This window comes from Paracoccus sp. M683, assembly GCF_007096355.1.
GTDB lineage: Bacteria > Pseudomonadota > Alphaproteobacteria > Rhodobacterales > Rhodobacteraceae > Paracoccus.
In genome coordinates, this window is sequence record NZ_VKDF01000049.1 from 1 (window position 1) to 3,010 (window position 3,010).

The window sequence follows — 3,010 nt, forward strand, 5'->3', positions numbered from 1 at the left end:
CTCTGATGATGTAACCGCCCCCCGACGGCATCGATGTGCCATGGTGGGATCGTCACAATCCATTAGGGAGGCGGTCATGTCGGAGATTACTACAATCGGCCTGGATCTGGCAAAGAATGTGTTCCAGCTTCATGGTGCCGATCAATCTGGAAAGGCTGTTCTGCGCAAGAAGCTGCGGCGCGATCAGGTTCTGGCCTTTTTCTCAACGCTCCCATCTTGTGTTGTCGCCATGGAAGCTTGTGGTGGCGCGCATTTCTGGGGGCGTGAGATAGGCAAGCTAGGCCATGACGTGCGGCTGATCCCGCCGGCCTATGTGAAGCCCTTCGTGAAGCGGCAAAAAAATGATGCCGCCGATGCCGAAGCGATTTGCGAAGCGGCCCAAAGGCCGACGATGCGCTTCGTGCCGGTGAAGAGCGAAAAGACCCAGGGCTCAGCCATGGTCTTTCGGGTCCGCGAAGTGCTGATCCGTCAGCGCACCCAGCTCATCAACGCGTTTCGTGGTCACCTAACGGAATTCGGTCAGGTCGTGCCGCAGGGCCCATCCAACGTCCAGAAGCTGATCAGGATCGTCGAGGATCAGACTTGCGGGCTGCCTTCCGAGGCAATGGCGACCCTGCAGGTTCTGATCCTCTCACTTCGCCATCTGGAGGCAGAGATCACAAAGCTTGATGCAGAGATCGCGCGCCGTGCCAAAGAAGATGATCTGGCCAGGCGGCTGATGACGATCCCTGGCATCGGGCCACTGATCGCCACGGCCTTTGCAACACTGGCGCCAGCAGCCGAGACCTTCCACAAAGGCNGAGGATCAGACTTGCGGGCTGCCTTCCGAGGCAATGGCGACCCTGCAGGTTCTGATCCTCTCACTTCGCCATCTGGAGGCAGAGATCACAAAGCTTGATGCAGAGATCGCGCGCCGTGCCAAAGAAGATGATCTGGCCAGGCGGCGGCAGTGTCCCGGGTGGTGGTGTAGGAGGCCGCGCGCGGAGCCTTCGGCGTAGCGCAGCGCGCGGCCGCGGGTGACGCTGGCGGCTATCGCCGATCTTCGGAGAAGGTTTGGGTTGCGAGACCTGAAACCGACAACGGAGACGACGATGACCGAAGAGAGAATGGCGCTGATCGAGCTGGTTGAGAAGCAGGCCGACGGCGATCTTGTGCGCGAGATGCTGGCCTTTGCGGCCGAACGGATCATGGAAGCCGAGATCGAGGCCCGGACGGGTGCAGCCAAGGGTGCACGAACGCCGATGCGGGAGGTTCAGCGCAACGGATACCGTGACCGCGACTGGGATACCCGGGCCGGGCGGATCGCGCTGGAGATCCCCAAGCTGCGCAAGGGCAGCTATTTCCCCAGCTTCCTGGAGCCGCGCCGCACGGCGGAGAAGGCCTTGGTGGCCGTCATCCAGGAGGCCTACGTCCATGGTGTCTCGACGCGCTCGGTCGACGATCTGGTCAAGGCCATGGGCGCGGGCGGCATGTCGAAGAGCCAGGTCAGTCGCCTCTGCGCCGAGATCGACGAACGAGTGAACGCCTTCCTCTCCCGGCCTCTGGAGGGCGCGTGGCCCTATCTCTGGCTGGACGCCACATACCTCAAGGTCCGGGAAGGCGGGCGCATCATCAGCAAGGCGGTGATAATTGCGGTGGCGGTCAACGAGGACGGCAAGCGCGAGGTTCTGGGTGTCGCCACCGGGCCATCCGAAGCCGAGACCTTCTGGACCGAGTTCCTACGGTCCCTGGCCGACCGGGGCCTGCGCGGCGTGAAGCTGGTGATCGCCGACGACCACAAGGGCCTGCGGGCTGCGGCACGTCGGGTCTTCAACGCCACCCACCAGAGGTGCCGCATTCACTGGATGCGCAACGCCCTGGCTCACGCTCCGGCCAAGCAGCGCACCGCCGTGGCGGCGATGCTGAAGACGATCTTCGCACAGGAGACCCGGGCCGAGGCTGAAGCCCAGTGGGAGATCGTGGCCGACGCGCTCCGCGAAAAGCAGCCCAAGCTCGGGGCCCTGATGGATGCCTCCCGTGACGACGTGCTGGCCTACATGTCCTTCCCACGCGAGCACTGGACCCAGATCGCCAGCACGAACCCGCTGGAGCGGGTGAACCGCGAGGTGAAGCGGCGCGCCGACGTCATCGGCATCTTCCCCAACGACGAGGCCATCATCCGCCTCGTCGGCGCGCTGATGCTCGAGACCAACGACGAATGGGCGGTCGCCAGGCGCTACATGTCGCTTGAAACGCTTGGCCGCGTGACCGAAAATCCAACCGTCAGGCTGCCCGCCGTGGCTACCTGATCAGGCCCTGACCTCTCCGAAGGTCGGCGCTCCTACACCACGGCGTGGGACACTATCCCAGGCGGCTGATGACGATCCCTGGCATCGGGCCACTGATCGCCACGGCCTTTGCAACACTGGCGCCAGCAGCCGAGACCTTCCACAAAGGCCGGGATTTTGCCGCATGGTTAGGCCTCGTGCCCCGACAACACTCGACAGGTGGTAAGCAGCGGCTGGGGGCTACAACGAAGATGGGTGAGAGATCGCTGCGACGCTTGCTGATCATCGGCGCCAACAGCGTAATCATCAAACGGAATGTGCATGCTGGCGCAAAGCACGGAACATGGCTGAGCGACATGGTCGGCCGTAAGCCAACTATGCTGGTGCGGGTCGCACTGGCAAACAAGATGGCGCGGATCGTATGGGCCCTGATGGCCCGCGGTGGTGTTTACAAGGCTCCGGCACCGACGATGTAAGTCGTCAAAAGCCGCGAGACGTCGGAGCGGAAGAGGGCAAGGAGACCTTTGGCGAAACGGTCGTGAGACAGGATCAGGAAAACCAGTTGTGCAACACGTGCCATCGAGCACGCGGCTTTGATTTGGACCTGATCTGCGAACACCATAGTGGCCCGCGGCATGAGATGGCCGCATCAAAGGCCGGATACATGTCAGCACCCGACTACGCGCCAAAAAGATCCCAAATACCCTCTTGCGCAAGGGGCGGTTATACATGTTGCACAAATC

Annotated in this window: 1 protein-coding gene and 2 pseudogenes; all 3 read left to right on the top strand. The window is 62.5% G+C overall.

The genetic code is table 11. The annotated features are described in order from the left end of the window. Positions 1–76: 76 nt before the first annotated feature. Positions 77–796, top strand: a pseudogene (locus FNJ84_RS21670) (IS110 family transposase); the annotation flags it as partial. Positions 797–1,091: 295 nt separating this feature from the next. Continuing rightward, on the top strand, positions 1,092–2,288 hold the full coding sequence (locus tag FNJ84_RS21680; protein ID WP_143795268.1) for an IS256 family transposase: 1,197 nt from the start codon (positions 1,092–1,094) through the stop codon (positions 2,286–2,288). A 59-nt stretch (positions 2,289–2,347) separates the two neighbouring features. Next, positions 2,348–2,743 (top strand): annotated as a pseudogene (locus FNJ84_RS21685) (transposase); the annotation flags it as partial. Positions 2,744–3,010: the final 267 nt, after the last annotated feature.

Coding starts and splice junctions, on each gene's coding strand:
- FNJ84_RS21680 (WP_143795268.1), top strand. CDS start 1,092: ATGACCGAAGAGAGAATGGCGCTGATCGAGCTGGTTGAGAAGCAGGCC.